The sequence below is a fragment of the Sphingopyxis sp. FD7 genome, assembly GCF_003609835.1.
Taxonomy (GTDB): domain Bacteria; phylum Pseudomonadota; class Alphaproteobacteria; order Sphingomonadales; family Sphingomonadaceae; genus Sphingopyxis.
The window spans coordinates 117202-138942 of record NZ_AP017899.1; the positions used below are offsets into that span (position 1 = coordinate 117202).

Below are 21741 nucleotides of genomic sequence, written 5' to 3' on the forward strand. Positions count from 1 at the left end.
CTGAGTGAGCCGGGCCTCTTTTTTGTTGAGGAGAAGGCCAATGCGCCAACGACCCAAGCGCGACGTCGCGCAGGAAATAACCAATCTGATCATCAAGACAATTGAGGCCGGAACGCTGCCTTGGCGCCGACCCTGGAAGAAGACCGGTATGGGCGGCGCACCGCTGCGCGCCGCAGGCGTCCCTTACACAGGGATCAACCGCCTCTATCTTTGGGCGGTCGCCGACCACTATGGTTATGGCTCACGCTACTGGATGACCTGGCGCCAGGCCATCGAGCTTGGCGGACAGGTCCGCAAGGGCGAGACCGCCGAGCCGAGCATCTACTTCAACAGCACGAAGAAGACTGCGATCGACCAGGCGACCGGTGAGGAATCGTCGAAAACAATCCGCTTCATGCGCGCTTACAGCGTGTTCAACGCCTCGCAAATTGACGGGCTACCGCCGCATTTCTATCCGAGTCCGGTGCCCGAAGTGCCGCCGACGCCCTCGCAGAAGGCCGCTGCCATCGAGCGCTTCTTCGTACCCGTCCCGGCTGATATACGCCTCGGCGGAGACCGCGCGTTCTACTCGCCGGGCGCTGATTATATTCAGCTTCCGCACCCCAATGTCTTCAGCACCGAAGACGTGTTCGTGGCCACGAAGGCGCATGAGCTTGGCCATTGGTCGGGCCATGCCTCGCGGCTCGCCCGCGAGTTTGGCAAGCGTTTTGGCGACAAGGCCTACGCTTTCGAGGAGCTGGTCGCCGAGCAGGTGAGTGCCCGGATCTGCTACGAACTTGGCCTTCCGGCAGACCTCCACGAAAGCCATGCCAGTTATGTCTCGCACTGGCTGGAGATCCTCAAGGCGGACAAGACGGCGATCATCACCGCGGCCGCGAAGGCCGATCAGGCATTCAACCATCTTGCGGCCTATTCGGGTTACCAGAGCGAACCTGCGGAGGATGAAGGGGAGGAAGCCGATGAAACGGTGCCAGTTCCGGCTTGTGCTTGAGCCAGCCCCCGAGGAGGTCGTTCGCCTTACCCAGCTTCACCGTTATGCCAGCGATGTTGCAGGCCGGGGGAGGGCGCCCATAGGCGGTGTGCTGGCTGAGTATATCGCAGGCCTGTTCCCCCAGAGGGATCCACGCCAGGTGCTGGACGGTCTTCTCGGCAAGGGGGACGCCGGTTGGTCACTTGGCATAGCTCCGGATCAAGGCCGATCGCTTGTTATTCAGACAACCGAGGCGGGCGTTGCGGTCTCGGCAGTTGCGCGAATCCTCGAGCAGATTGCGCCAGGCACGCTCCTGCGACCGATGATCTACGAGCCGTTGCCGCTGCAGGGCCTAAGCGAACATCGTCGCAGCCTGCATTGAGGGAAGGGGGATGGGGCCATTGCATCTTGCAATGGAAAGGAAGCCTCATGTCCTGCGACATCGATTACCGTTACCGCCGCGCACTCCAGCCTGATGGACTGACAACCTTCGAGAATGCGCTGCGGGCATTGAACGAGGCCGTCGATGATGTCCGCCTTGCAGGCCGGCAGGTTGGAAGCTGCCCGGCAGTGCTGCTCCTCACCCGCCACCTTCAGCGCATTGCCGACGGAAGGCCGACCGAATGTGAGGCAGACGACCAGGCGCTGCGGTCCCAGTGCATCGAACGCCTTGCCGAGCTCAAGCACAGACCGGCGATCATTGCGCTGGTCAAGCGCGGGATCGACTATCGTCCCGAAGAGCTGCGCCACTACCGGCGCGAGGGCACGCGCGCACTCCGCCAGATCGCAGCAGGGATCGGGCTCGATCACGCCGATTACCGCATCAGCTATTACACCTCACAGGAACAGCTCGCGGGCGAGCATGTGCTGGAAGCCGAAGGTATCTATGTCCGGATCAGCCCGGAAAGGTTCGGCGAGCCGGGTCTCGCCTGGCGCAACCCGTTCTGGAAACCGCCTGGCGCGGTGATGCGCAAAGCGCCGATCACCGCCCTTGCAGACATTCCCGCACTCACGGCGCGGATCGCGCGCGAATTGAAGATCGCACCTCCGGCGCAGCCGGGGCTCATCTGAAGGAGAACACGCATGGGCTGGCTTTACATGCACCGTGCCGGAATGGGGGGCTTCGACACTCCCAAGGCCTATCTCGACAATCAGCTCACATGGGAGCGCGAGAATGAAGAAACCGGCACCTTCGAAGGATGCCGGGTCATCAGAAGCGTGTCCACAACTGGGGCCTATTACGCGGCTGTCCAGCGCTATGGACCGAACAACCAGACCCACGCCATCTCCGCAGTGATCTGTCTGGTCCGCTGGAACCCCAAGGCAGCCGACGGCCTCCTGTTCGGCTACAAGGACATGGATGAAAACTCCGGGCCGGTGGAGGCCGGGTGTCCCAGAAGTATCCTCGAGAAACTGGGTCCAACCAATCACCCTTATGCCCTCGACTGGCGCAACCGGTGCTACCGCCAGCTGCGGCTCAAGGAACGCAAGATCGCCGATGGCGACATGATCCGGCTGCCTGAACCCATGAAGTTCACCGACGGGAGCGAACACGCCGAATTCAGGGTGACAAAGCGTGGCGCGAAAATTGAACTCAGCACGCCCGATGGCCGAGGCCGGTTCCGCATCAGCAGATTGATGGAGCGCCGGTTCGAAGTCGTGCCCCCCAAGCGTGCGCCGCGCACATTCTTCTCGGCAACGGCGTAACGCTCGGGAGGTGACCATGCTGCTTCAGAGCCTCGATCCCAGAAGGGCGATCCTGTGCGGACGCGCAAATGCTGAGCGCCTCGCCATCCGGATGACAGCAAATTCCGGGCAGAGCCATGCCGTGGTGAGGACCGACAGCAAGCTCCAGCCCTTCTGCGTTCTGCCGGCAGAAGAGGGCCTTCCCGGTGCGATCGAGCTTCAGGTTGTTGTCCTGTAGGCTATCTCGAAAACATGGGCTCTTTCCCTTCATCAATTATTCACCCTTGCAATTGTACCAATATCAGTACAACGTTCCGGGAAAGGATGAAGCCATGGATGTTATCACCTACTCAGAAGCGCGCGCCAATCTGAAAGGCATTATGGATCAAGTGGTCAGTGACCGGACACATGTCGTGGTCACGCGCCAGAAAGCAGAGTCGATCGTGATGGTCTCGCTCGAAGATTGGAACGCGATCGAGGAGACCATGTACCTCCTTTCGAACCGCACCAATGCCGACCGCCTACGGCAGTCGATCGAGCAACTGGATGGTCAAGGCGGCAATGAGCGCGGGCTGATCGAGCCTTGAAGCTGGTCTTTGCTGACAATGCCTGGGAGGATTATCTTCACTGGCAACAAGCCGATGACAAGGTTCTCACCCGGCTCAACGATCTCATCAAGGAATGCCAGCGAACACCTTTCAAAGGGACCGGAAAGCCTGAGCCTCTCAAAGGCTCCCTGGCAGGCTGGTGGTCGCGGCGGATCACCAAAGAAGACCGTCTGGTCTATCGCGTCACTGGCAAAGGAAACGAGCAACAGCTAGAGATTGCCCAATGCCGGTTTCACTATTGAACTGAGGCTCCTGGATGGAATCCGATCGCGGTGCGGACAATGGCGCGCGTGACCCGCGCACACTGATAGCGAAGCTGGGGACAACCGGCAATGAACTTGCACGCACGCTCGGTCTCGACAAAGATGATCCCCGCCGGATGGAGTCAGATGACATTCAGCGCCGCATCGGCTCGATGAGAGAGGTGCTCAGCAAGGTGGAACCGCGTTTCGGTTCTGTCATCATGGCCTATGCCTGGTACCGTTCTGAGGCGCTTTCCGGTTTTTCAGGACAGACTGCGATGGAACTTGTACGCTGCGACCGCGTGCAGGACGTGCTGACTTATATTGCTGCCGTGGACGCAGGCGTGCATGCCTGAGCACCGCGATGGAACCGGAATATCTATTCCTCGATCATCCCTCCAAGGCCGGGGTCGAAATACCACGATGGGCCTTCGGTAAAGTCGGCATTACGGGCAGGAACAGGGCCATCAGGCTCTGACGAGACGTAAGGGTTGACCATCGGCGCAGGGTGCTGGCCCGAGCGCAAAAGGTGCCCCGACATCTGGCACCGCGGCCCGAGGAGTTCGAAGAGCCATTCGAGATCGTCTAGCATCTGGACAACCCCGCGCCCTGCCAGCGCATAGTAGAGGCAGCGCTGATAGTCATCGCAATGGCAAGACAGGATCTGTGTCAGCCGAGACTTGGCATTGGGCAGGCCCTGAAAGACGCCCTGCAAGGTCTCATAAAGCTCGCGCGCCGAGTAATAGGCATCGAACGGCTCCACTCCGATCGAGGCATTGGCGAGCATGCGCTTGGTTGGACGGCAATTCGGATCAAGCGCCGCGTCGCGCAGCGTGATATCGAGGTCGAACTTGCCGATATCAAAGACCTTGTTCATTATTCATGGGCTCCTGCAGATTATGAACATACCGTGAACAAACTACAGGGTCAAGGCGTCATCATGCATGTGGCTGGTAGGTAAGGACACCACAGGAAAGACCGGCAGGGTCGCCATCAGCGACGAGCTGAAGGCTGCGCTGGTGCGGTGGTATACAGGCCGAGGCAGCGAGGCCGACCACCGCGCTTCAGTCTCACTGGTCTCGACCGCGCGAGAGAACCACAAGTGGATCGCGTGCGATTGCCTTGGGGCAGAGCAGCCGCCGCCGCTGATGAGCGCGGCCTATCTCAGTTTTCAGGAAACCTATTACCTCAGGCGTCTTACTTCGCGGCCAGGCCACGAGCCAGGTTGCCCGTTTCATCTGCCGCAGGCGCCACCGCGCATCCGCGAGACCGTGAAGGATTCGCTCTATGCTATCGGCCTACCAAAAGGCCTGTTCAGCGCGCACCAGAAGGCCCCGGAGAAGCTTGCACAGAGGCCAGAGGACATAGAGCCTGACGACCGCTCACGCGGCGTCGCCATCCCGCGCCTCGGCAAGCTGCTCTGGCTGCTGCTCGAGCGCGCAGGATCGAACATCCTGCGCGAATTACCGCCTAGTGGCAGGCGCGCAGGCTCGATCAGCGAAGAAATGCGCCACCTCAAGCGCGCCGCTCAGGGCCTCGAGATCGCGCCGGGCATTCGGCTGTCGGATCACCTCTACACCAACGCCATCGATTACGAGAAGCGGCGGGTCCATGCCCGGTTACGGGCTGCCGCCGAGACCTGGCCGCCCGAGTTTGCGCCGCAGGCCTTTCTGCTTCTCGAAGCGAGCGAGGTCACATCGAGCGAGGTGGTGACGGGGCTCGGAACTGTCGAAATCCGCAATCGCATCCAGCACACCGGGATCATCCGGGCCGAGGTCGAGCCACCCTTTCTCGTGTTGGCCGTCGTCGGGGAACATAGTCGGCGTGAAGGATACCTGGCGCTGCGCGCCTATGCCCAGCCTGTCTTCAGCGGAAACCAGTTCGTGCCCGCCGAGCGTGAACACGATCGCGACGTGCTGCGCGCGCTCCAACAGGCCCAATATGAACTGCGCCGTCTCGGTGTCAGGATGGCGGTCAAAAAGGTCCTCTTTGACATAACACTGGCTGCGGGCTCAGCGAGGCCGGATTTCCTGGTGGCGCTGCTCGATGAGCATAGCGGGGTGGAGTGCAAGTTCGCGCTCCAGATCCTGCAGTCGGATGATGCTGACTATCTTGAGCTGCGCAGCATCGAGCGCGAGCGTCTCGGTCAGGCCGGGCTTGTCGTATCCATGGCCGTCAGCAGCGTGACGCCTGAGGCAATTATCAGCGAGGCACGCCGCATTCTCGAGTGAAGGGGAGGGGGAGGATGTGAGCGAACCTGAAGAAGTAGAGTTCGCTCATGACATGCTTTGCTCCGTCGCCGCGCCCATCGACATCGATCTGGGGTGCTGTCCAACAGGCCGATCAGCTTGGCCCCGGCATTTGGTCGGTGATGACCGCCAGCCACGGCGGCATCATTCTGTCCGATCAGAGGCAGGCCGCCATGCCGTCGGCGCTACAGATCGAGGGAGGGTCCTACGAAGAAGACTGCGATTGGTCGCTCCCGATCCTTGCCTTTTCCAGCGAGCTTGATGGGCAGGGCTCCTGCTCCGCGGGCTTCCTGCAGCTTGCCCGCGATACCGTCAAATGTTGGCATCCGGACCGCTTCGGTGCCTTTACCGGCGAGGCCGTCAAGGAGAATGCCTCCACGATCCTGCGGACGCGCAAGGCCTACATCGCCGCCATCGGCGAATTCTGCGTGACCACCGCCTGGGGCGATTGGGCCGAATGGGTGCCGGAAGGCAAAGTCGGCGTGATTGCCCGCCAAGTCGAGCGCGTCGATCACCTTGGCCGGCCAACCTATGGCGAGGCCGAAGTCTGCGCGCTGATCGCGAAGGACCTCTACGCCGCGCGCGGCGAGGTCACAGCGCTGCGCGATACGGCGCACGACATCATTCCGATGCCCGAGGCCCTGCGACCCAAGCGCGTGGGCTGAAGAGCAGGCCCAAGCCGTCCGGCTCCGACCAGGCGTCAATCCGCCGTTCTGAAGGGAAGGGGGAGGGGAAGGGCGAACCAGTGCGATGAAGGACCCTTTGCCATGAACCCGACAGTCATCCGACCCAGCGTCAGCCCGAAGACAATCACCAAAGTCACGCGCCTCTTCAACGGCACCATCGGCGATATCCTCGGCGAGCTCCTTCAGAACAGTCGCCGCGCTGGCGCTTCCCGGATCGATATCGCCTGCTGCGCCGATCAGGACGGAGCGCGACTGACCCTTGTCGACGATGGAACCGGCGTCGCTGATCCCCAGACGATGATTGCCCTGGGGGATTCGGGCTGGAGCCAGCACATCCATGAGGCCGAAGACCCGGCAGGCATGGGTGTCTTCAGCCTTGCGGGCAAGGGCACCCGGATCAGCTCGCGGCATGCCAATGCCGACACCGGATGGTCGGTGCATGTCCCCGCGGATGGCTGGACCGGTGGGCAGGACATTACCGTGGTGCCTCTTGCTCGCCCGGTTGGTACGACCATCACCTTCCTGGTGCCCGGCGTGAGCGAGCAGACGGCCGATCGGATTCTGCTGTCAACGCTGACTAATAATTCCCCAGAAGTGCCGGGTTAAAATTCCCCAGTTTGGGTTTCGGTGATCAGCCGTTCCAGTGATCGTGCGTGCGCTCCTTCGGTGGCCGCCCGCGCCTTTTGGGCGGCGGCGGCGGCGTGATCGCTGAGATCGCCCTGGTGTGTTCCGGCACGAGGTCGGAGTGCGCGCGCAAGCGGTAACTGGCGCCCTCGATCTGGATCACGATGGCATGGTGCAGCAAGCGATCGAGGAGCGCCGTTGCCACCACCGGATCCCCGAACACCTCGCCCCATTCAGCAAAGCCGCGGTTGGATGTGAGGATCATCGCTCCCTTTTCGTAACGGGAGTTGACCAGCTGGAAGAAGAGGTTGGCACCGCCGGGCGTAACCGGGAGGTAGCCGATCTCATCGACGATAAGGAGGGTGTTTCGGTTGAAGAACCGGAGCCGTTCGGGAAGCCGTCCGTCACGCTCGGCACGCACCAGCATGTCGATCACCTCAGCCAGACTGGCGCGGTAAACACGCTTGCCAGCGCGAACAGCCTCTGCGCCCAAGGCTGTCGCCAGATGGCTCTTGCCTGTGCCCGGCGGTCCCAGCAGATGGACCACCTCGCCGCGCTCGATAAAGTCGAGCTGCGCCAGTGCGAGGATGCGGCCGCGATCCAGCGAAGGCTGGAACGAGAAGTCGAAGCCTTCGAGGGTTTTCATGGGCATGAGCCGTGAGGTCTTGAGCCCGACAGTGAAGCGCCTGCTTTCCCGATTGCCATACTCATGCGAGAGCAAGACATCGATGGCTTCAAGCGCGGTCATTTCGCCGCGCTCCAGACACCGCATGGTATGATCAAGTACCTCGAGCGCGCGGGGCATTCTCAGGCCAACCAGGCTCGTGCGGATGCGGTCGATGATCTCCGTCATGGCCGTACCTCGCTGCCGGCCAGTCGCCGTCCTACCGCCTCGTAGAAGCCCAGCGAGCGCCTGGTAATCTCAAGCCCTGCAGGCGGCGGCACTGTTGCCGCGCGAGGCGGAGCGAGCCGCCGGTGGGAAGGATCAACCCGGCGCTGATTGCGTCCATCGAGAACGGGATGCACCGCGATCAGCTTGCGATCCTCGAAGATCCTGATCTCACGGGGATGATTCTGCACCTCCACGACCCGTTTGCGCGTAGCGTCGGGCACCGAGTAGAGATTGCCGCCAACCGATACCATGCCTTCATGGCTGACTCGCCGCTCGATCGTGAGCACCGCATTGTATGGGGCCGCAGGCAAGGCCGTCAGGACCGGTTGCTCCTCGGCAAAGTGCTCGCTGACGATCCGCCGGGTCGTGGCATGCAACCGAACATTCGCGACCGTGTCCAGCCATTCGCGGAACTGCCTGTTCAGGTCATCAGCGTTGCAGAAGGTGCGTCCAAGGAAGAAGTCCTGACGGATGTAGCGGTAGGGCCGTTCGATCTTGCCCTTGGTTTTCGCCCGATAGGGCCTGCATGCACGCGGCAAAGCGCCGTAATGATCCAGCAAGGCCACCAGCGACCGATTGTAGATCACAATACCCTCGGCATCCTCATCGATCACAGCGGTTTTCATGCGGTCGTAAAGCACCTCGGACGGGGCACCGCCCATCGCATCGAAGGCGTCGATGTGGCAGCGCATCACCGTCTGCAGATCCTGGGTCGGACAGAACCGACCCCACAGCCAGCGGCTATGACCCAACACCATCGAGAACAGCCAGAAGATCCGGGTCACGCCCGGCTCATCGCTGAACGCCACCTTGAACTGGGCGAAGTCCACCTGGGCCTGCCGTCCCGCGGGTGTTTCGAAGCGCCGCTCAAACGGGACCACTCGCCGCGGCCGCATCTGGCGCAGGAAGTCCGTGACGGTCGTGTAGCCGCCCTTGAACCCCATCGCAGCGATTTCGCGGAAGAGACGCTTGCCAGACAACCCAGGATATAACGCGATGCGATCGCGAAGATATGGTTCGTAGGGTTCCAGCTCCCGCGGACGGGGTGGCCGGGGCTTGTACACCGGCGCCTTCACGCCGCCGGCCAGGTGTTTGCGTACCGTCTTTCGATCAAGGCCCGTCTGCCGCGCAATCGCCGACACCGACAGCCCCTGCCGCTTCAAGTCATGGATCATGACAATTTCCTCAAGTCTGATCACCTGCCACGCCTCCCGCCAATCCGGGCAAGCATAGGAGGGATCCGTGCGGGTCGTTGCCAATTCGCTCCGGGGCTAGCCCCGGAGCGAATTGGCGCTCACCTCAAACTGGGGAATTTTCATTCGGCACTTCTGGGGAGAATACATCCGGTATCGACATCTGCGCGAAGTTGCAAAGTTCTACCCGCTGCCGGTGTTCTTCAATGGCACGGAAATTCCGCGCGAGGACTTCCTCGCCAAGGCGATCTACATCGCCGATTGGAACGGCAGCCAGATCGGTGTGTTCGAGGGGCGCGAATACCAGCAAGATCCCACGACCAACTTCCATGGCATGGTGCTCACCCGCAAGCTTGCCAGCGTCTCGGAGAGCCTTGGCGGCAAGACCTACCATGCCCGGCTCGATATCGGGGCCACCCCGGGCCTTGCCCTTGTGCTCCCGGCGCGCAAGGAATTCGTCGAGAACACCGCATTTGCGGCGCTGCAGGCAGCGTGCAAGCGCACGATCTATGCCGCGCTGGCGCACAGAGGCCAGCACCGGCTTTCCTTCGAGAACTGGAAGGAAGCGCGCGATCTGGGGGTCGCCCTGCCGGAGGCCCACCCCTGCCTGCCCCGCTGGCATGCCGCCATCGCGGAGAGCGACAACGTCAATGTCGAGTATGAGGAAATCGCAGCAGGTGCGGACACGATCCTTGTCGCGGATCTTGAGCCCGATATTGCACAGGGACTGGAGCGCGCGCTGCGCGAGCACCCTTTGCGCCCACACCTCGTCGAGAACCATCCCGCATACGCTGGCTATGGCTGGTATGACGCGCTGCATCAGCTCGGGAACGTGCGCTTCTATGTTGCAGCCGGGGAGCAGGGCCACGTCATCGCCGAGAACGGCAGCTTTCCGCCGCTCGATGACCATGTTCGTGCCGAGACGATCGAGCTGAGGTTCTGTGTCTTTCACCGCGCCAGCGAAACGCAGCGCGAGGAACGGATCCCGGCAGACGTCGCCTTCGTCGTGGGCGAGGATGGCTGGTACAGCGGTGTCGACCAGATCCGTATCGCTTTTGTGCCGGGTCCGGCGCTGACCCCCGAAACGCTGGTCGATCTGATCGAGAACGTCTGTTTCTGCGCGAGCGACGACAGCGAGGCCGACTCCTGGGACACCCAGCACGAGCACTTCTTGCGCGATGCGCGCGAGCTCGCGGCCCGGGTGCTGCTCGGCGAAGACGAGGCCATTGCGGCCCGTATCCGCGACACGCTCGCCGGCATCCTGTGGGTCATTCCCAAGGACCGGCAGGTTGCCATTACCGTCGCCCCCGGGACCGCGATCAATGTTCAGCTGTCCGCTTGTCAGCCTGCCGGCTGAGGCTCGCGAGGCCGTCCGGTTGCCCGCTGATCGCCCTTTTGATCGGGAGGAGAACTCCAATGCATGACACATCCGACCTCTCTTGTGCTCGGCAGCGCATCGAGCGGATTGCGCTGCTCAATGATGCCGCACGCCAGGGCCGTGACCGCATGGCTCGCATCGTCATAACCTCCGGGCTGCTTGCAGAACTCGGCGGCGACACGGTGGCACAAAGCATGATGGCCCAGGCTCGGTTGATGGCCGCTCTACGCCATTGCACCTTCGCCCCGGATTCGCCCGAGCGAGACTTTGCAAGCATGGATGTCGATGGCATCAAGGTGCTGATGAAGGTCGATTTGTATGATCCGGGCCTTGTCAAGATCGCATTGAACGGTTCCTTCTGTTGACGCGTTGGGGGCCCCACACGCAATGCTCAAGGATTGGCTTCATTCGTTCCGAGGTCAGCTGATGCACTATCCGTGCATAGACTTGTATGATCCGGGCCTTGTCAAGATCGCATTGAACGGTTCCTTCTGTTGACGCGTTGGGGGCCCCACACGCAATGCTCAAGGATTGGCTTCATTCGTTCCGAGGTCAGCTGATGCACTATCCGTGCATAGACTTGTATCCGGTCGCGGCCGTTCCCGCGCACCATAATCCGTATTCATATCCCCGGATCGAGCAAAGGCGGATGCGGACCAAACTACTACTGGGCGTTTTCAGGCGCCATCAACTTTCCCGGTCACGCATCACACCAATCCGCGTCGCCTTATCGAGCCTGTTGCAACATAGGCATCAGGCGGCGCGGAGCTCGGCACCTTGAGGGACCAGACCGGTCTCCACAAAGCGCCAAAGCGCGATCAACAATTTTCGGGCGAGCGCAACGATCCCCACCTTTGCCGCGCGAGCGCCGTTGCCTTTGAACCGGTTGCGATACCAAACGGTCAGTTCGCTACTTGGCTGATATTTCAACCAACACCAGGCAAGTTCCACCATCTGCACACGTGTGCTTCGGTTACCGGCTTTGCTGATGCCCTGATCACGCGACACGTCGCCGCTGGCGAAGGGCGCCGGAGCTAACCCAAGGAAGGCCGCGACGTGTCGTCGGCTTTCGAACTTTCGGCAAAAAACCTCAGCAACCAACATTGCCGCGCTGTTCGGACCAATGCCCTTCAGCTGCTCAAGGCGAACCGCTTTCTCTCGGCATGGGAAGGTAGACTCCTCATGGAGCACAACTTCAGCGCGGTCCCGCTCGATGTCCTTGATCTGATCGTTGAGCAACGCGAGCCGTTCGAAACAGCGCTCAATTTGTCGACGAAGGTTTGGTGGCAAAGGCCGCCCATCGCCGGTGCGCATGTCGTCGAGCTGTTTTGACCAGTCACCGCCCTTGATGGCTTTGACAGATCGTATGCCCTGTAATGCAAGTAGCCCCCTGATCCGAGAGATAATTCGGGTGCGCTCGTGCACGAGATCGCCGCGCTCCCGCATTACTCTGCGCGCGTCCTCCTCCTCGGGGGAGGGCACGTCCACGACACGGCACACGCTTTTGTCGCCAGCGAGATAGGCTTTGAGGATTCCGATCATTGCTTCGGCGTCGATCCGGTCGGTTTTTGCGCGCCTGCCTCGCCGCGACACGAGGAAGCTGGCGGGATCCAGCACATATGTATCGATATCGTTCGACCGCAGTAGCCTTGCGAGCCAGAAGCCATCATATCCAATCTCGAAGCACAGGCGAATGGCGGCAGGTTCACCGATACGATCAGCGGCCTTGCACTCAAGATTGCGAAGGTGACTGATCAGTGCCGCGCTGTTCCCGGCAGGAATTGTCCGTAGCGAAGGCTTCGCGGCTCCTGGCGAGAGCGAAGCAACAAGCCAGTTGCGCTTGCTGAGCTCAACGCTGACAATGACAGAAGTCTTGGGGCAGTAATCTGACGACGAGTTCTCCATTTAGCGTTCTCCGTGGGGTTTGACGGAACAACGGCATAGCCGATCCGGCCTGCATAGGATCTATTACGACACCGAACTGGCGTTCGGGTCAGAGGATCCGGCCAATCCAGCGATGACACGGCGCGTCATCACGCTGATGCGGCCAGCGGACTACTGATCATTGTGAGGGACAGGGATATCGCTGCGTCACCCGGCAGCCGCCCAAACCTGATGGGGAGGTAAAAAGCGCATGAGCAGACACAAAGTACCGCTTCGTGACGGAGTTGCGGCGGCAAGTGCCTATGTTGGCTGGGACCGTCCACTTCAGACCTATTTCGCACAGGTACTGAGCGCCCCTGACGAAGACGGAGAAGAGATCGAACTCGTATGGGTCGGAACCGATTTCGGCGAGCTCCCCCGCGCAGTTGACGCAATCCGCGTGCTCGAACCCTATTGCCATATCGATGCAAGTCTTGCCGCACAGCACGAGATCGACAGGATGGCCTGCCTCGCCACGCGCGATGGACCCAATCAGCTCGAAGCCAAGGCCTTCATGGCGCGCCTCAGCCAGATGAAGGACAGGTCCGAGCCCGAAGCTTAGCTAGGTACAGACCGCGCATTGCTCGAAGCAGGGCCGATTGATCTCCAGAACCATGCATCTAGGCTCTTCAGCCCTCTGGGCTGGATAGAATTACGCGCGCCTGCGGTGGCTGGCGCACGGGCCGGGCCACGGGCCCGGAGGAGAGGGGGGATGGGAGAAGGTGTTCCGGACAAGGGGTTCGGACAGCATCAGGAGACTTTGACATGAACATCGGCACCCTCAAGGCCAACGCGGAAGGCGTTCACATCGGCCGCATCACCACCCTGACCTTCAGTGCGACGGTTGCTCTGCGGGCCTTCGAATCCACCAACGAGCGGGCACCCAAGTTCGATCTCATGGCGCTCTCGGCGGACCGCCGCAGCTGGGTCAAGATCGGCGCGCTCTGGGAATACTCGTCGAACGAGACCGGCGAATGCTTCCTGTCGGGCCAGATCGACGATCCCAGCCTCTCGGCGCCGATCCCGGTCGCCATGTTCCAGCAGAACGATGGGAGCTTCAACGTCGCTTGGCGGCGTTCGAAGCCCAAGGCCTCGCTCGACGGCTTCGGCAGCGAGAGCGAAGGCGCCCTGCCGCCGCTCACCGCCACCGGCGACGAACCGGCCAGCGACCGCAGCGTTGACAGCGCCGCTGCCACCGGCGACGGTCTGGGCGAAAGCACCGCTCCGGCACCCAAGGGCAAGACGCGCGTGAGCGTCGACGCCTGACCGGGACAAGCCCCCCCCGTGACCGGTGCCGCGACCCGCGCCGGTCACATCGGGAAGGCCCGTCTGCGCATTTGTCGCGGGCGGGCCTTTTCTTTTGCCCGCTGCTGTCGGGCTCGGCAGAACTGCTGAAGGAACTCGGCCAGCAAGAGGGAAGGGGGAGGGTGCCGTTCGAGCAAAGGAGGCTTGAATGGCAAAAACAATCTGGGCTCTCGATCTTGAAGGCGCGCCCACAAACGAAGACTGCGCGCAGATCGGCCACACCCCCAATTTCGACCTCGTGAATACCGCGGAAGCCATGCTCTACAGGGCTGCGCTGATCGCGGTGGCTGGGCCTCCGCCCGCCGGAATCACCCTGCGGATCAAGGCTAACGCTCATGATTTCGGGACCTACCGGACAGTCGAGGCGAGCATCGACAATGACCAGGACGACGGCAGCCATGCCAGCTATCTCGAGACCCTCGAGATAGGCATCGCCTTCTGGCATCAGGCCGGGTTTGCACCGCCTGAATTCGGCAAGCTGACGGCCAGCGATCAGCTTGCAGGCTTCGTCGTGGATGCCGTCGCAAGCGCGCTGCGGATTACACGGCCGAGCAGCACCGGCACATTCTTTCCGGCGTCCTCGGGTCCGCTCCACCGAAACCTCACCGCAGCCTTTCCGGAGGCGGCGAGGCGCGCCTTCTCCGAAGGGGGTGTGACATGCTGACTGAAAGCGAGCGCTTCGCCTTCAGCGCCTGGCGGATCCATGCGTTCGCTTCGACAGGCAATGCCTATGATGCGGTGCAGACCGACGAGACCATCGCTGCCGGCGATACTCTGCTCATGCTCGACGAAGGGGTTGTCGGCGTCGCGATGACCTGGCCCTTTGCTGTCACTGCAAAGCCGGGCAAGCTTCATGCGGTCAGTGAGCCCCGCGCTGGCGAAAGCCTCGAGCACATCGAAAAGGCGCTTGGGGTTCCAGACGGGTCAATCGCTCGAGCCTGCCGCCTCGCAAGGACATTGGGATTTGCGATTGATGCGGGCCTCGTCCCATTGTTGCCGGAGCTGCTGGCGACAGAGGTGGATGGCTAGCACGGCAAACGTCACCACAGAAATCTTGCTATTTTGGCCATAATTGCTATTTTAAGGCCAAGAGGAGATATCAGCATGCCAGCGACGGCAAATGAGCACCCCAGGGTTCCCCTGACCCGGTTTCACAATAACACCGGCGAGTTCCTCGATCTCGCAACCAAGCAGCCGGTCGTCCTCACGAGCCATGGCCGCGAGCGGCATGTGATCGCAGCTAGCGAGTATTTCCGCCATCTTGAACAGGCGGCGCGCGGTATGATCGCAGATCACATGAATATCGAAGCTGTCGCTTCGTCCGACATGACCGAAGCCGACCGCCAAGCTTTCGCCAATGCACGGCCCTCGGACAGCGAACTCGCCAATGACCGCTGGGAAGACTGACCGCCCCGCCGCAGGCCATATCCTCCGATACGTCTACCTCTTCGAGGAAGAGCAGCGCCAAGGCCGCGACGAAGGCGTCAAGGAACGCTTTGTCGTCGTCGTGGGTGTGGAGGGGTCACGCTATCTGGTCGCCGCGATCACGACCAAGGGCGAGGGGCGCAAGAACGCCATCGTGATCCCCGATGAGATTGCGCGCACAGCTGGCCTTGCTCCCGGTAGCGCCATCGTCATTTCGGAGTTCAACCGGTTCACCTGGCCCGGGTTCGACATCAGACCCCTGATGAAGCAGCCCGGGTACATTGCCGGACGACTCCCACCGCGGTTCACGGCAAAGATCATCGATGCCATAGCAGCCTAGAGAGCAGCTCCCATCGATCGGGACTGATTGGCGCACCGTTCAGGCAGGCAGGCCCCCTGGGGGCCTTGTCCGATTGTGCATCAACGCGAGGCCAATGGCGGCAACCCTGCGGATTGGCACCCCAGATCGCCAAGGTCAGGTCTTCCGGACGACTGCCGCCAAGGGACTATTCGCTCCCCGAACTCGGCGAGGACGGATGATCAATTCTGCGATCAACGCCAGTGACAGCAAGCCGAGACGCGGCGAGGTTGATGTCCAGGCACGCAATCAACCCCTGTGCCAACAGCACGTCCGCCGCCCAGTGCCCCTGCCTCTCTGGTCGAGCTTAGGGCCAACCTGCAGAAATGCGAGCCGTGTTGCCCGGCAAGCCGGGCTGCCCGCACCACCTCGATTTCCGAGGTTTCCCGCGCGCGAAGGCGCGCGGTGTCCCAGCTCTCCCGCCGAGGCTCGATAAGGGCACCGGCGGACGAGCCGTCGGCACCAAGGAGGCTCTTGCAATGAACATCGTCAACCTCGTCGGCCGTCTCGCCAAGGATCCCGTCGCCCGCGATCGCAGCGACACCCGCATCACCGAACTCATCCTCGTGACTGAACGTCCCGTCATCCGCGATGGGAAGGTCCAGAAGGACCCTGAAACCGGCTACCCCGTCAAGGATGCCGAATTCCACAAGGTCACTGTCTTCAACGGCATGGGGCTCCCGCTGCGCCAGCACAAGGCCAAGGGTGACCAGCTCGCCGTGACGGGCCGCATCCACTACTCGCGCTGGCAGGACGCCGAAGGCAATGACCGCTATGGCTGCGAGATCATCGCCGAGAACGTCGAGTTTCTCTGATCGGTAGGGCGGCGCGCAAGCGTCGCCCAAAACCGTGTCACGATGGCGAAAGCTGGACGCCGGTGGCGTCCAGCTTCGTCCCGCGGTGTCCGCAGCTGCAGCGCAAGTGTCGTGAGACGATCTCCAGTTTCATCGGAATGGATTTGGCAAAGCATCGGTCTCGCAGTTTGGTTGCGGGGACGATCACAACGCGGTGGCATCCGAGACATTCAACCTGCGCATTGAGGCCATGGCGAACCAGATCGGCGAGGGTATCGAGACGTTTGCTGCTCATGTGATGAGTAGAACATCATAGGAACATTTCGAGTCAAGGATCACAGGGGGCAGGCAGAGGAAATACTAGCAGGTGCATGCAGTCTCCCTGGCCTTCAACCGGGATCGCGCTCTATTTCGCCCGCCGGCCTGGCGCCGGAACTGCGTCCGGCAGCCAAGGACGGCCAAGCTCTACCGAGCCCCTTTCAGGGTCTCGGCCCATACGGGTGACGATCGCTGACGGATTTGGCCGCGAACCGCGCTCACGCGCGGCGGCCATAAGGAGCGGGGCTTTTCCAGCGGCTCGGGCTTCGCCCGGGCCTTGCGTTTCTGATAGCCCCGCCGGCTCTCGGTCCCGCCGCTCGCGGCCTGTTTGCCGCGCGCACGGTCGGCGACCAATGCCGCCGCCTCGGCGTGCGACTAACCAGGCCTGTCGGACCGCGGCTCCTGCGGGAGCCGTCTCCAGTGCGGACGTCTCGGAGAGACGCCGGTTCACTCGGCATGTCGGCTTTTGGGCGATGCTGTGAGCTTGACTAACGGCCGGAGGTGGGAGGAGAGCGGAAAGGCCGCTCCCCATTGGTCACTGCCCCGGCGATGCAGGCTGGGGACGAGTTAAAAAAGCTTATCCGGGGATGTGAATTCCGCACAGCTTGTTACCATCAGGGTCGCGCACGTAGGTAAGGTGGATCGTTCCCATCGCAGACTCCCGCGGGCCGGGAGCGTCTTCGATTGACGTTCCGCCGTTGGCCACGGCCACATCATGAAATTGCTGAACCTGTTCGGGCGAATTGCACGAGAAAGCAACCGTAGCCCCGTTCGCTACAGTCGCCGGTTCATCGTTGATCGGCTGAGTGACGATGAAGTTTGTTCCGCCCGGGTTCGGGTAGAAGAGGCGCATATGCCCGCTTCCGGCAATATTGTTCATCGGTTCTGGCATTCCCAGAACACCCAGAACCGCGTTGTAGAACTGCCGCGACCGCTCGATGTCGTTGGAGCCTACCATTGTGTGGAACAGCAATCTCTTTCTCCCTATCGTTTCGCGGACGCTTGTGGAGGCAGTGGGAGATCAGAGCAAGCGGCGAGTTGCGAGCTATGCCGTTGAACAACATAGGACGAACTGGCAGAAAGTTCCGATTACAGCGGTACCGGGCCCTATGAACACGTAGCCGCTTTCAGGAAATCGCAGCCCGCAGCAAACGACCGCTTCGGGGTCGATAGCTGAACGGCAGGATTTTTCCAGAAGCGCGGCATAGCCGTCATGCCGCTTTCGGGATCGCGAATCAGCCCCGCTCATGGCCGTTGATGGGTGGAATTCGGAACGGCGGCTTTGGGCTCAAACCATCTGAAATCGAATTCATTTCACTGTGCGGCGCTAATACGACGTCGTCGCACGGAGGATGATCTCAGACAGCACGGCGCAGGAAGGCGGTAAACTTGCCCCCCTCCACCTTATTCGGAGCGTCACGAAAGCCCGCAGCCGTCATCTCTAGCCCGGCTCCTCGTAGGCGATCACGCAATGTGTCTCCTCGCACTTCTCCCTTGGCGCCCTTCATTGCATCAGGCACCACGCGGCCTTCGACACGGCACAAAGTCGCTGCGCAATGGACCTGGACCGAACGGACGCCATTGACGAGAGTGAAAAACGCCAAGGCGCGCAGTTCGGCGGGTGCCGCCCAATCACTGTCACGCGTTTCCGCGTCGAAACGCGCTTGGAAAGGATCTAGCGCAGATACACCGCGCGAAACGCTCGCTTCCGATCCTACTGGTTCGGAAATTTCCTGAGTGGAAGTAGAAGCATTCTGCACGCCCACGACGGCGAGAGCGATGGCAGCAACGGTGATGAACATGATGATGAGACTCCTTGGTTGTTGGCGAGCCATTATGGCTGCGCCAGGCGTTTCCGGATCTGCATCAGGCAGCGCGTCGCTCGAAACCCCAGTTTCCTTGTCCCAATTTTCTTGTGCAGCCAGATGGCGGGCCAGTTCGCGGCTGCTGGCGGCACCCGTTTTGCGGCGCGCCTCGCGCAGCCTTTCGTTGACCGCGTTGACTGACAGGTTGAGCTCCGTCGCGATGGATTTCGCAGTATGACCCTCAGCCAACATTGCCAGCACTTCGCGCTCGGACGGGCTGATCGGGGGCGATGAATCTGATTTTGGCGACGGCATAAAGCAATCATTGCCGCTAGATGCGACCGGTGCAAGGGTCGATGAAACACCGAGCTTCAGGTGCCGCCCTGGTTTTGATCTAGCAGTTTAACAGCCTTCACTTTTGAAAAGTTTTGTATGTCACCCTAGCCATTTGAGGCGTCCGAAATGGGGTCGCTTTGGGAAGTCCGGCTTTCAGCGAGAAATCCGCTGAAGTAGCCTGGCAGGTATCAGGATCGCGCATCCGCCTCGATCATGGCCGGTGATGGGTGGAAACGCGAATGACCGCTTTTCGCGTGACAAGGTGGCTAAGTCCGCGCCCTGTTCCTCCACGGTCAACGACCGCGCTCATCTCCCCGCTTCAGATATCGATCAAACCAGTTGATCAGTTCGTCTGAGATATCTCGGATATTTGCAGGCGAGTTCGCAAGCGAGTGGCTCTCTCCCCAATATCGGAGCAGTCTGACAGGACGACCTTTGCGGCGAAGCAGAGAATACAGGGCTTCCGGCTGCGCCAGCGGAGCTCGCGTATCGAGTTCGCCGTGAATTATCAGGAGCGGTGTCTCGATCCTGTCAACATAAGTCAGAGGCGAATTGCGGTGGTAAAGCTCGGGGTCTGAGGCCGGGTCCACTTTGAAGCCGAGCCCGGCTTCGTAAATGGGCACATTGGCAGCCATGTCCTGATCGACTCCCGGCCAGCCACGTGCGGCCGGGTCGAAGGCGGCGTGGGTGGTGGCGAGCTCGCTTGCCCCTGCGATGCTCACGGCTGCCGCAAACCGGTCTGTCTGCGCAACCAGTGCACTGACGGTGTAGCCCCCGAAGCTCTGGCCGAAGACACCAATCCGATTTTCGTCAGTGATGCCCAGCTCCACGAGCTTGTCGAGCGCCGGCAGAACACCGCCGGGAATGGCAGCAAAGGGCTCGCTTGGCTTATCCCCACGCGGAATGGGTATGGAGGGGATCGCTACGACATAACCGCGGCTTGCGTAAAGCTGGAGGTTGTAGAACCCCGGCATGTGCGGATCGAGGAAGTAGTCGCCCACTCCTGACGGTTGGTAGCCGCCATAGACCCAAAGCAGTGTCGGATAGCGCACGGAAGTATCGAAATCAGGGGGGAGCAGAACCGCCATTTGGAGAGGGCTCCCATCGGTATGCGCGTAGTCGATCATACGCCGCTCGCCCCAATCGATCTGCGCAAGGTGCTCGTTGCCCTTCATTAGTAGGCGCGGAGCGGCAGGATCATTCCATCCGGTGAAGTGGATCGCGCTACCCTCGAACCCGTTCTCCACCCATACCATGCCAGTGCAGTCATGCCCGAGCAGGCGGCTTGAGCTGGATAGAGTGATGGTCGTTGCTCCTGGGCCGGAGCCTGTCCAAAGGCTGTATCTGGCCTCTCCGGCCTGTCTCTCTGCGACAAGTCGGTCATCTCCAACGCAACCTGTCTTTGTGCCGGATTCCCATGGTACAAAACGGAACGAGCCTGGATCATAGCGAACTGGCCCCTCCTTGCTTCGGCCTGCGAGGAGCCGATCCCTGAATAGATGAAGATCGAACAGCCCTTCGACCTTGCTCTGGATAGGGGTTGCCTGGCCGCATTGCGCATCTACCACCTGCCAATCATCCTTGGCCTGGTTACCCTTGATCAGCAGATGGCGTCGGTCGAACCAGATAGCATAATCAGCCTCGCGCTGGTGAGCCGGCGACCGGCCCCCCAATTGCTTATCGGGGGCTAGCGCTGTCATCTCACCGCTCTTCGTGTTGAGCGACCATAGGCGCGCCGATGTCTCGCCCGGATCAGAGCGCGCTCTCAAAGCAACGTATTCGGCTTGCGGAGACCACCCGATGATGTCGAGCGGATAGCGTGAGGCTGGCGGAATAGCGACACGTTGCAAAGAAGGTTGCTCGCCAAAGTCTAGCATGAACAATTCGTTCTCGACCGCCCATGCCTGCACATTGGGCATGTCAGGCCTACGGTGCTTCGGCGCGATGGCCCGGATGGGGGCGAGGATTGCGGCGCGTCGGGAATTAGGGGACAAAACGAGGGTCAGAGCTCCGGACATAGGAAAGGCGGGAACCGTGCCGAGACTGGTGGTAGTTCCTTTGGCCAGATCGAAGATTACGAGCTCTGCCGTGTAAGCACCTTCCCCCAAGTCGGCACCGGCGATCGCGCTGCTTGAGCGCGATACGGTGGGCAGTTCGCCCGCTCGGATATCTGCACCCGCTTGCGCTGCCTCACGATGAAACTTGGCAAAGCGATCTACCATCGCAGAACGCTCGCCGGGCGGCATCAACACGACCAGAAGACGATCTGCATCGAGCCAGAGGAACGGGGCATTCTCGTCGTTGTCGCGGCATGAATTGGGACCGCGCGCGCCAGCGGGACGCAGGTCAAGCTCGTTGAGCGGCGAGCCGTAACGCACCTGGGTCATCACAGCCCGATCATTGACCCGCCTCAGATTGTCGGAATCGCGCTCCCAGACATAGATCCGTGCATTGTCGCCGCCACGCGGTTCGGCTCGTTCAGGGGCGGTCGAAAGCATGGCAAGCCGCTGCCCGTCGGGGCTCCAGTAGGGACACCAAAAGCCAGCAGCCGCCTCTTTTCCACCTGTCAGCTGACGGAGCTGTGAGCCATCTCGTCTTACCAGCCAGATGTCGTTCCGCGATGGATCGATCTCATGGGCATTGCGCCCGTAAACCTCGCCCGGATCAGCGGGACGCGGCACCGAAATGGCAATCTCATCGGCATTGGGAGAGACGTCGGCCCGATCAACGGTTGTGGTGGCGAGGACATCATCGATGGTCAGCGGTCGGGCAGAGGCGACGGTTCCAAACATCAACGAAACAAGGCAGAACAGTCCAATTACGGAAATGCATCGTGAATGAATTTCCGACATGGCGTCCCTCCAAACGGAATTTTTGCTGATTCTTTAAGGAACTTAGCCGGAAGGCTGGATGTCGGCTACGGGGTCGTTTTGCGAATTTCCGCTTTCC

The 21741-nt window shown here is 61.3% G+C and carries 27 protein-coding genes; 20 read left to right on the top strand and 7 right to left on the bottom strand.

Going from position 1 to position 21741, the window contains the following annotated elements:
• Nucleotides 1-4 precede the first annotated feature (4 nt).
• The 7 genes from SPYCA_RS18390 to SPYCA_RS18425 all read left to right on the top strand — a co-directional run bounded on the left by SPYCA_RS18390 (nucleotide 5) and on the right by SPYCA_RS18425 (nucleotide 3862).
• Nucleotides 5-991 carry an ArdC family protein gene (locus tag SPYCA_RS18390; protein WP_232003730.1) on the top strand — a complete coding sequence of 329 codons (987 nt, stop codon included), beginning with the start codon at nucleotides 5-7 and terminating at the stop codon, nucleotides 989-991.
• 408 nt (nucleotides 992-1399) lie between these two features.
• Nucleotides 1400-2041 (top strand): hypothetical protein, encoded by a 642-nt coding sequence (locus SPYCA_RS18400; protein ID WP_054590614.1) that lies wholly within the window; start codon nucleotides 1400-1402, stop codon nucleotides 2039-2041.
• A gap of 12 nt (nucleotides 2042-2053) precedes the next feature.
• Complete coding sequence (locus tag SPYCA_RS18405; protein WP_120222509.1) at nucleotides 2054-2677, top strand: DUF6927 domain-containing protein; 624 nt, start codon at nucleotides 2054-2056, stop codon at nucleotides 2675-2677.
• 16 nt (nucleotides 2678-2693) lie between these two features.
• A complete protein-coding gene (locus SPYCA_RS18410) occupies nucleotides 2694-2894 on the top strand; it encodes a hypothetical protein (protein ID WP_120222510.1) in 201 nt (66 codons plus the stop codon).
• Between the two features lie 94 nt (nucleotides 2895-2988).
• Nucleotides 2989-3243: a type II toxin-antitoxin system Phd/YefM family antitoxin gene (locus tag SPYCA_RS18415; RefSeq protein WP_067403131.1), complete on the top strand. Its 255-nt coding sequence runs from the start codon at nucleotides 2989-2991 to the stop codon at nucleotides 3241-3243.
• A complete protein-coding gene (locus SPYCA_RS18420; protein ID WP_081095537.1) occupies nucleotides 3240-3506 on the top strand; it encodes a Txe/YoeB family addiction module toxin in 267 nt (88 codons plus the stop codon). The genes SPYCA_RS18415 and SPYCA_RS18420 overlap by 4 nt, the downstream gene beginning before the upstream one ends.
• 14 nt (nucleotides 3507-3520) lie before the next feature.
• Nucleotides 3521-3862, top strand: a complete 342-nt coding sequence (locus SPYCA_RS18425) for a hypothetical protein (RefSeq protein ID WP_120222511.1) — start codon at nucleotides 3521-3523, stop codon at nucleotides 3860-3862.
• A 23-nt stretch (nucleotides 3863-3885) separates the two neighbouring features.
• On the opposite strand, the gene SPYCA_RS18430 is transcribed toward SPYCA_RS18425, so the two are convergent.
• A complete protein-coding gene (locus SPYCA_RS18430) occupies nucleotides 3886-4383 on the bottom strand; it encodes a hypothetical protein (protein WP_120222512.1) in 498 nt (165 codons plus the stop codon).
• A gap of 67 nt (nucleotides 4384-4450) precedes the next feature.
• Between SPYCA_RS18430 and SPYCA_RS18435 the strand changes: the two genes are divergently transcribed.
• The 3 genes from SPYCA_RS18435 to SPYCA_RS18445 all read left to right on the top strand — a co-directional run bounded on the left by SPYCA_RS18435 (nucleotide 4451) and on the right by SPYCA_RS18445 (nucleotide 7047).
• Nucleotides 4451-5737 carry a hypothetical protein gene (locus SPYCA_RS18435; protein WP_120222513.1) on the top strand — a complete coding sequence of 429 codons (1287 nt, stop codon included), beginning with the start codon at nucleotides 4451-4453 and terminating at the stop codon, nucleotides 5735-5737.
• Between the two features lie 47 nt (nucleotides 5738-5784).
• Complete coding sequence (locus SPYCA_RS18440) at nucleotides 5785-6420, top strand: DUF7007 domain-containing protein (RefSeq protein ID WP_120222514.1); 636 nt, start codon at nucleotides 5785-5787, stop codon at nucleotides 6418-6420.
• 102 nt (nucleotides 6421-6522) lie between these two features.
• Entirely contained in the window at nucleotides 6523-7047 is a 525-nt protein-coding gene (locus tag SPYCA_RS18445; RefSeq protein WP_120222515.1) for a hypothetical protein, read from the top strand.
• A gap of 25 nt (nucleotides 7048-7072) precedes the next feature.
• Here the strand turns inward: SPYCA_RS18445 and istB are convergent, their stop codons facing one another.
• Nucleotides 7073-7918, bottom strand: a complete 846-nt coding sequence (gene istB / locus SPYCA_RS18450; RefSeq protein WP_053554354.1) for an IS21-like element helper ATPase IstB — start codon at nucleotides 7916-7918, stop codon at nucleotides 7073-7075.
• On the bottom strand, nucleotides 7915-9156 hold the full coding sequence (gene istA, locus SPYCA_RS18455; RefSeq protein ID WP_114268144.1) for an IS21 family transposase: 1242 nt from the start codon (nucleotides 9154-9156) through the stop codon (nucleotides 7915-7917). Before istA ends, istB begins: the two co-directional genes overlap by 4 nt.
• A gap of 88 nt (nucleotides 9157-9244) precedes the next feature.
• Here istA and SPYCA_RS18460 point away from each other — a divergent pair, with 88 nt between their 5' ends.
• Nucleotides 9245-10507, top strand: a complete 1263-nt coding sequence (locus SPYCA_RS18460) for a hypothetical protein (protein ID WP_146625188.1) — start codon at nucleotides 9245-9247, stop codon at nucleotides 10505-10507.
• A 59-nt stretch (nucleotides 10508-10566) separates the two neighbouring features.
• Nucleotides 10567-10893, top strand: a complete 327-nt coding sequence (locus tag SPYCA_RS18465) for a hypothetical protein (protein WP_120222517.1) — start codon at nucleotides 10567-10569, stop codon at nucleotides 10891-10893.
• A gap of 388 nt (nucleotides 10894-11281) precedes the next feature.
• Here SPYCA_RS18465 and SPYCA_RS18470 read toward each other — a convergent pair whose 3' ends face one another.
• The gene (locus SPYCA_RS18470) at nucleotides 11282-12433 is read right to left on the bottom strand and encodes an IS110 family transposase (RefSeq protein ID WP_066564845.1); all 1152 of its coding nucleotides are present in this window, start codon (nucleotides 12431-12433) and stop codon (nucleotides 11282-11284) included.
• A gap of 19 nt (nucleotides 12434-12452) precedes the next feature.
• Between SPYCA_RS18470 and SPYCA_RS18475 the strand changes: the two genes are divergently transcribed.
• The 8 genes from SPYCA_RS18475 (at nucleotide 12453) to SPYCA_RS18510 (ending at nucleotide 16354) form a co-directional block, all read left to right on the top strand.
• Entirely contained in the window at nucleotides 12453-12590 is a 138-nt protein-coding gene (locus SPYCA_RS18475; RefSeq protein ID WP_120222518.1) for a DUF3768 domain-containing protein, read from the top strand.
• Between the two features lie 72 nt (nucleotides 12591-12662).
• Nucleotides 12663-13013 carry a hypothetical protein gene (locus SPYCA_RS18480; protein ID WP_120222519.1) on the top strand — a complete coding sequence of 117 codons (351 nt, stop codon included), beginning with the start codon at nucleotides 12663-12665 and terminating at the stop codon, nucleotides 13011-13013.
• A 203-nt stretch (nucleotides 13014-13216) separates the two neighbouring features.
• Nucleotides 13217-13717 (top strand): DUF736 domain-containing protein, encoded by a 501-nt coding sequence (locus SPYCA_RS18485; protein WP_054735718.1) that lies wholly within the window; start codon nucleotides 13217-13219, stop codon nucleotides 13715-13717.
• A 187-nt stretch (nucleotides 13718-13904) separates the two neighbouring features.
• Nucleotides 13905-14420: a hypothetical protein gene (locus tag SPYCA_RS18490; RefSeq protein WP_120222520.1), complete on the top strand. Its 516-nt coding sequence runs from the start codon at nucleotides 13905-13907 to the stop codon at nucleotides 14418-14420.
• Complete coding sequence (locus tag SPYCA_RS18495) at nucleotides 14414-14785, top strand: hypothetical protein (RefSeq protein WP_120222521.1); 372 nt, start codon at nucleotides 14414-14416, stop codon at nucleotides 14783-14785. The genes SPYCA_RS18490 and SPYCA_RS18495 overlap by 7 nt, the downstream gene beginning before the upstream one ends.
• Nucleotides 14786-14860: 75 nt before the next feature.
• On the top strand, nucleotides 14861-15163 hold the full coding sequence (locus SPYCA_RS18500; RefSeq protein WP_120222522.1) for a type II toxin-antitoxin system Phd/YefM family antitoxin: 303 nt from the start codon (nucleotides 14861-14863) through the stop codon (nucleotides 15161-15163).
• Nucleotides 15144-15521 carry a hypothetical protein gene (locus tag SPYCA_RS18505; protein ID WP_120222523.1) on the top strand — a complete coding sequence of 126 codons (378 nt, stop codon included), beginning with the start codon at nucleotides 15144-15146 and terminating at the stop codon, nucleotides 15519-15521. Before SPYCA_RS18500 ends, SPYCA_RS18505 begins: the two co-directional genes overlap by 20 nt.
• 497 nt (nucleotides 15522-16018) lie before the next feature.
• Complete coding sequence (locus SPYCA_RS18510; RefSeq protein ID WP_069052184.1) at nucleotides 16019-16354, top strand: single-stranded DNA-binding protein; 336 nt, start codon at nucleotides 16019-16021, stop codon at nucleotides 16352-16354.
• 874 nt (nucleotides 16355-17228) lie between these two features.
• On the opposite strand, the gene SPYCA_RS18515 is transcribed toward SPYCA_RS18510, so the two are convergent.
• The 3 genes from SPYCA_RS18515 to SPYCA_RS18525 all read right to left on the bottom strand — a co-directional run bounded on the left by SPYCA_RS18515 (nucleotide 17229) and on the right by SPYCA_RS18525 (nucleotide 21644).
• Nucleotides 17229-17624 carry a VOC family protein gene (locus tag SPYCA_RS18515; protein WP_054118497.1) on the bottom strand — a complete coding sequence of 132 codons (396 nt, stop codon included), beginning with the start codon at nucleotides 17622-17624 and terminating at the stop codon, nucleotides 17229-17231.
• Nucleotides 17625-18009: 385 nt separating this feature from the next.
• Nucleotides 18010-18771 carry a helix-turn-helix domain-containing protein gene (locus tag SPYCA_RS18520; protein ID WP_120222524.1) on the bottom strand — a complete coding sequence of 254 codons (762 nt, stop codon included), beginning with the start codon at nucleotides 18769-18771 and terminating at the stop codon, nucleotides 18010-18012.
• Between the two features lie 314 nt (nucleotides 18772-19085).
• Nucleotides 19086-21644 carry a S9 family peptidase gene (locus tag SPYCA_RS18525; RefSeq protein WP_120222525.1) on the bottom strand — a complete coding sequence of 853 codons (2559 nt, stop codon included), beginning with the start codon at nucleotides 21642-21644 and terminating at the stop codon, nucleotides 19086-19088.
• Between the last annotated feature and the right edge of the window lie 97 nt (nucleotides 21645-21741).